The 6,004-nt window shown below is 62.2% G+C and carries 8 protein-coding genes; 4 read left to right on the top strand and 4 right to left on the bottom strand.

What is annotated here, in order from left to right; translation table 11 throughout:
• A partial coding sequence (locus tag AC3AYF_RS17225) for a magnesium chelatase domain-containing protein (RefSeq protein WP_487780077.1) occupies positions 1-481 on the bottom strand: 481 nt, incomplete at its 3' end.
• Positions 482-654: 173 nt separating this feature from the next.
• On the bottom strand, positions 655-981 hold the full coding sequence (locus AC3AYF_RS17230) for an accessory factor UbiK family protein (protein ID WP_295040767.1): 327 nt from the start codon (positions 979-981) through the stop codon (positions 655-657).
• Positions 982-1,248: 267 nt separating this feature from the next.
• Between AC3AYF_RS17230 and AC3AYF_RS17235 the strand changes: the two genes are divergently transcribed.
• The 3 genes from AC3AYF_RS17235 to glnK all read left to right on the top strand — a co-directional run bounded on the left by AC3AYF_RS17235 (position 1,249) and on the right by glnK (position 3,371).
• Entirely contained in the window at positions 1,249-1,587 is a 339-nt protein-coding gene (locus AC3AYF_RS17235) for a P-II family nitrogen regulator (protein WP_071231037.1), read from the top strand.
• Between the two features lie 25 nt (positions 1,588-1,612).
• On the top strand, positions 1,613-2,863 hold the full coding sequence (locus tag AC3AYF_RS17240) for an ammonium transporter (RefSeq protein WP_295040764.1): 1,251 nt from the start codon (positions 1,613-1,615) through the stop codon (positions 2,861-2,863).
• Positions 2,864-3,032: 169 nt separating this feature from the next.
• Positions 3,033-3,371, top strand: coding sequence for a P-II family nitrogen regulator (gene glnK, locus AC3AYF_RS17245; RefSeq protein ID WP_075568466.1), 339 nt, complete (start codon positions 3,033-3,035; stop codon positions 3,369-3,371).
• 162 nt (positions 3,372-3,533) lie between these two features.
• On the opposite strand, the gene AC3AYF_RS17250 is transcribed toward glnK, so the two are convergent.
• Complete coding sequence (locus AC3AYF_RS17250) at positions 3,534-4,310, bottom strand: ferredoxin--NADP reductase (protein ID WP_295040760.1); 777 nt, start codon at positions 4,308-4,310, stop codon at positions 3,534-3,536.
• Positions 4,311-4,462: 152 nt separating this feature from the next.
• Here AC3AYF_RS17250 and AC3AYF_RS17255 point away from each other — a divergent pair, with 152 nt between their 5' ends.
• The gene (locus tag AC3AYF_RS17255) at positions 4,463-5,389 is read left to right on the top strand and encodes a LysR family transcriptional regulator (RefSeq protein WP_149436115.1); all 927 of its coding nucleotides are present in this window, start codon (positions 4,463-4,465) and stop codon (positions 5,387-5,389) included.
• Between the two features lie 28 nt (positions 5,390-5,417).
• Here the strand turns inward: AC3AYF_RS17255 and AC3AYF_RS17260 are convergent, their stop codons facing one another.
• Positions 5,418-5,834, bottom strand: coding sequence for a baeRF12 domain-containing protein (locus tag AC3AYF_RS17260; protein ID WP_295040756.1), 417 nt, complete (start codon positions 5,832-5,834; stop codon positions 5,418-5,420).
• Positions 5,835-6,004 lie beyond the last annotated feature (170 nt).

Here is a 6,004-nt window from a genome sequence, read left to right on the forward strand (position 1 = left end):
GAAGATGCCCCGCCGCGAACACTTCGACGCCGTCGGCCAGCGCGGCTTCGTCGGCATTGGCGAGCGGGACGATGAGACCGCGGCCCGCCCGCCGTGCGGCCAGTGCGGTCGGCAGTACGCCGGTGACCGGCCGCAGCGCGCCATCCAGCGCCAGTTCGCCGACGACTTCGAGCTGCCCGGCCGCCTCGACGGGAACCTGGCCGGATGCCATCAGGATGCCCAGGGCGATGGGAAGATCGAAGCGGCCGCCGTCCTTGGGCAGGTCGGCAGGCGCCAGGTTGAGCGTGATGCGACGCGAGGGAAACTCGAAACCGGCGTTGATGAGTGCGCTGCGAACCCGTTCGCGACTCTCCTTGACCGCCGTTTCCGGAAGACCCACCAGCGTCAGTCCCGGCAGACCATTACTGAGGTGAACCTCGATCAGCACTTCGGGGGCCTCGAGTCCGAGGCTGGCGCGGGCGCGCACGATGGCAAGCGTCATGTCGTCTCCCAGGTCGGCACCTGGGCAGTCGCCCCAGGCCGGGGGATGCCGGCGCGACATCCCTTGCAGCCCTACAACTACATAATGTTACGTGATATCGCAACTCGAGCGGTGCCGACAATCGGACCGCCCCCAGCGACGAACTGAACCGGGAGCCTCCGATCCTGCCGCGATCAGGGCCGGGTTCCGTGGGCGCTGCCATCGGTATCATCGACGGGCGGCGTCTTGGGCTCGACCCGCGGTTGGGCCGCCTGCTCGCTCTGCAACATATTCTCCAGCGCCGCGACCTGCTCCTCCAGCGCCTCGACGCGTTCACGCGTGCGCTGGAGCACCTCCATCATGATGTCGAAATCCTCCCGGGAAACGATCTCCATACGCTCCATGGCGCCCCGCAATACGCCCTGCATGTTGCGTTGGATATCGCCGGGTGCCTGGGAGGCGCCGTGAAGCTTGTCACCCAACTGCCTGGTCAGACGCTCGAACCGATCCTGTGCCGACATGAAACTGTCTCCTTGATTTCCCGATGTCTTCGGTGACCTGTCACTCAAGTCTACGCAAACTCCCGGCTTTACGCCTGCGCACAAAAGGTGCAGCCGAAAAACCGGGCTGCATGGTTCTGGTGCAGTCAATGACGCCAGTCGTGATGCATTGATAAATGCAGCCCTCAAGACCAAAGACAACTCATTGATTTTTCTATCCTCGAAGACAAATGGCATGTGTCCTGCCTGTCATCTGAAGGCGCAAGCCGATTACGGGAGAGACAAGGGATGAAACTCATCACCGCCATCATTAAACCCTTCAAGCTCGACGATGTGCGCGAGGCGCTGGCCGATAACGGCGTGCAGGGCATCACCGTCACGGAAGTGAAAGGGTTCGGTCGTCAAAAAGGCCATACAGAGCTTTACCGCGGCGCAGAGTATGTCGTCGATTTCCTGCCGAAAGTGAAAGTCGAGGTCGCTGTCGAGGACGACCGTGTCGATGGCGTTCTGGACTCGATCCGCAATGCCGCCAACAGCGGCAAGATCGGCGACGGCAAGCTGTTCGTCACGCCACTCGAAGATGTGATCCGGATTCGAACCGGGGAACGCGGGGCCGACGCCGTTTGACGGCGCGGAACGAGGAGACAAAAGAATGAATGATCAAGTAGTCCAACTTTCCTACGCACTCGACACCTTCTACTTCCTGGTGACGGGCGCCCTGGTGATGTGGATGGCGGCCGGGTTCGCCATGCTCGAGGCGGGGCTGGTCCGCGCCAAGAACACCACCGAAATCCTGACCAAGAACGTCGTTCTCTACGCCATTGCCTGCACCATGTACCTGCTGGTCGGCTACCACATCATGTACTCCAGCGAGAGCGGCGGCTTCCTGCCCAACCTCGGCTTCCTGATCGGCGCGGAGAACAGCGTCGACGACGTGATGTCCAGTGGCGGCGACGTCTACTATTCCGCACGCTCCGACTTCTTCTTCCAGGTCGTGTTCGTCGCCACGGCGATGTCGATCGTCTCCGGCGCCGTTGCCGAGCGCATGAAACTGTGGGCATTCATGCTCTTCGCCGTGGTCATGACCGGCTTCATCTATCCGATTCAGGGCTACTGGAAATGGGGTGGCGGCTTCCTCGACGCGGCCGGTTTCCAGGATTTCGCCGGTTCCGGTGTCGTCCACCTGTGCGGTGCCACGGCCGCGTTCGCCGGGGTACTGCTGCTGGGCGCGCGCAAGGGCAAGTACGGCAAGAACGGCGCCATCTATGCGATCCCTGGCTCCAACCTGCCGCTGGCCACGCTGGGCACCTTCATCCTGTGGCTGGGCTGGTTCGGTTTCAACGGCGGCTCGGAGCTGATGGTTTCCAATGTCGATGAGGCCAATGCCGTCGCTCAGGTCTTCGTCAACACCAACGCGGCCGCTGCCGGCGGTGTCATCGCCGCGATCATCCTGGCCAAGCTGTGGTTCCGCAAGGCGGACCTGACCATGGCGCTGAACGGCGCGCTGGCCGGCCTGGTCGCCATCACCGCCGAACCGCTGGCCCCCACTGCCCTCGGCGCAACGCTGATCGGTGCCGTCGGTGGTCTGCTGGTGGTCATCGCCATCGTGACGCTCGACAAGGTCAAGATCGACGATCCGGTCGGGGCCATCTCGGTCCACGGCGTCGTCGGCGTCTGGGGCCTGATCGCCGTACCGCTCTCCAACGGCGATGCCACGTTCGGTGCCCAGTTGCTGGGTATCGTGACCATCTTCGCCTGGACTTTCATCGCCAGCCTGGTGGTGTGGGGCATCATCAAGGCAGTGATGGGTATCCGGGTCTCCGAGGAAGAGGAATATGAAGGTGTCGATATCGCGGAATGCGGTATGGAAGCCTATCCTGAATTCAACGTCGGCAAGAAGTGAGCCGACACACCGAGTGAGCTGGCGTGCTCCCCTGGCCCCCTTCGGGGGGCCTTTTTTAATTCCCGCGACCGGCGGTGTATGCTTAAACTACTAGTCGTCGAGCATTCGTAACGGCCACTCGAAGAGTTGAGCGCACACCATCCGCCTATCGCACGCGAGGAGAACTTACATGAAACTGGTTACCGCCATTATCAAACCGTTCAAGCTGGACGACGTGCGTGAGTCTCTGTCCGAGATCGGCGTGCAGGGCGTCACCGTGACCGAGGTCAAGGGCTTCGGTCGTCAGAAGGGCCACACCGAGCTCTACCGTGGCGCCGAATACGTGGTCGACTTCCTTCCCAAGATCAAGCTGGAGGTCGCCGTCGATGACGGCATGAGCGACCAGGTGATCGATGCCATCACCAAGGTGGCCAACACCGGCAAGATCGGCGACGGCAAGATCTTCGTCTCGCCGCTGGAACAGGTCATCCGGATTCGTACCGGCGAGACCGGCAAGGACGCGGTCTGACCCACAGCTGGAAGCTGGAAGCTGGAAGCTGGAAGCTGGAAGCTGGAAAGCAGCGTTTGCTGGATGTCTGACAAAAGAAACCCCGCCTGGCGATACTGCGCCTGACGGGGTTTCTTTTCTTCCAGCCGCGAAGCGGCGCTCTTCAGGCTTCCAGCTTCGAGCTTACTTCTCGACGAACGCCCGCTCGATGACGTAGTCGCCCGGCTCGCCCATGCGCGGCGAGATGGCGAACCCGAGTTCGTCGAGCAGCCCGCTGGTCTCTTCGAGCATCGCCGGGCTGCCGCAGATCATGGCCCGGTCCTGCTTCGGATCCAGCGGCGGCAGGCCGGTATCCTCGACCAGCTTGCCGCTGCGGATGTGGTCGGTCAGGCGGCCCATGGTGTGGAACTCCTCACGGGTCACCGTCGGGTAGTAGACCAGCTTGTCGCGAATCTCGTCGCCCAGGTACTCGTGTGCCGGCAGCTCCTTGGAGATGAAGTCCGCGTAGGCCAGTTCGCTGACGGTGCGCACGCCGTGGATCAACACCACCTTCTCGTAGCGCTCGTAGACCTCGGGATCCTGGATCAGGCTCATGAACGGCGCCAGACCGGTGCCGGTGGAGAGCATGTAGAGGTTTCGCCCCGGCAGCAGATCGTCGCAGACCAGCGTGCCCGTGGGCTTGCGGCTGACCATGATCTGGTCGCCGACCTTGAGATGCTGCAGGCGCGACGTCAGCGGGCCATCCTGTACCTTGATGCTGAAGAACTCGAGATGGTCCTCGTAGTTGGGGCTGGCTACGGAGTAGGCCCGGACCAGAGGCTTGCCGTTCACTTCCAGGCCTATCATCACGAACTGTCCGTTCTTGAAGCGCAGACTACGCTCGCGCGTGGTGCGGAAGCTGAACAGGGTATCGTTCCAGTGGTGAACGCTCAGGACTTCTTCCAGCGCAAACTTGCTCATGACCGGCTCCTTGCGATAACGATGATCGATAATAGCTAAAAGGCATAAACGGGATGACGAGTAGATGTGCGAACTATAAGAACAGAATGGTATTCTGTTAAGTGGATTGTTTGGATAACCTATATCCACAAAATCGATAAAGGGCATCGCCAATGCGCTACACCCTGCGGCAACTCGAGGTTTTCGTCGCGATTGCCCAGCACCAGAGCGTATCTCGCGCCGCGCAGACGCTCTCGATGTCGCAGTCGGCGACGAGTACCGCGCTGGCGGAACTGGAGAGACAGTTCGACTGCCAGTTGCTGGACCGGCTCGGCAAGCGGCTCAAGCTGAACGCGCTGGGCTTTCAGCTGCTGCCCAAGGCGGTCGCGCTGCTGGATCGCGGCGAGGAGATCGAGGAGCTGCTGCAGGGCCAGAGCGGCATCAGTTCCCTGGAAGTGGGGGCGACGCTGACGATCGGCAATTACCTGGCGACACTGCTGATCAGCGACTTCATGCAGCGCTATCCGGAGAGCCGGGTCCGACTGCACGTTCGCAACACCGCCTCCATCGTCGAGCGCATCGCGCTCCACGAGCTGGATCTGGGCCTGATCGAGGGCGATTGCCAGCACGACGACATCATTATCCAGCCCTGGATCGAGGACGACCTGACCGTGTTCTGCTCGCCGCGTCACTCACTGGCCCAGGCAGGAAGCGCCGATGTCGAGCGGCTGCTGCGCGAAGCGTGGATCATGCGCGAGGTGGGCTCAGGAACGCGCCGGACGCTGGAACATGCCATGCGCCATCGGCGGGGCCGCTTCAACATCCTGTTGGAGCTGGAACATACCGAAGGAATCAAACGGGCGGTGGAATCCGGCCTCGGCATCGGCTGCGTGTCGCGCCTGGCGCTGAGGGACGCCTTTCGCCGCGGCAGCCTGGTGCCGATCGCGACACCGGAGCTGGATCTCACCCGACGCTTCGCCTTCATCTGGCACCGCCAGAAGTACCTGACGACCGGCATGCGCGAGTTCCTGCGCCTGTGCCGCGAGATGACCGCCGGCATCCAGCGTAGCGACGAGATCGATCTGCCGACGATCCCCTGAGAGGGTCATCGTCGGCATCCATCGAGGGTCAGTCGAGCTTGCCGGCGATCTCCTCCTCGCTGGCTTTCGAGAGGTCCTTGTCCAGCGTCTGGATCACGCAGTCGAGCGTCGGCTTGTCGAGCTTGTCACGCAGTTGGCCCAGGAACTGCGGCGCGGCGATCAGCACGAACTTGTCAGCCTTGCCCTGGGTTCTCGCGTCGCGCAGATAGCCGGCGACCTCCTTGGCAAAAAACATCGCCTGTTTCTCGGACGTGGCGTTGTCATTGCCGGTCTGGCGCTGACTGGCCCCGGAGGTGGCCGAACCCTCGCCGCCCGTGCGCAGGTCTCCCGTGTGCAGCCGGGATTCCGGATGCGTCAGCGTTTCGATCTCACGCAGTACCCGCGCCTCTCGGGCGAAGATACGTGCGCGCGATGCGTCGGCGGCGACAACGAAGGTCTTGTCCATGATCACTCTCTCCTGCTCCGTGGATAGTGACCCAAGCTTGGTAGAGATTCCCTCATCGCTCAACCTTCATGCCGACACAGAGACGACTTCGCCCCGCTGGTGCGGGGCGAAGTCGCATGGACCGAACTTCCATCAATCATTTCGCAGGCGGGATCCAGGCGATCATGTCC

The organism is Salinicola sp., from assembly GCF_982684285.1.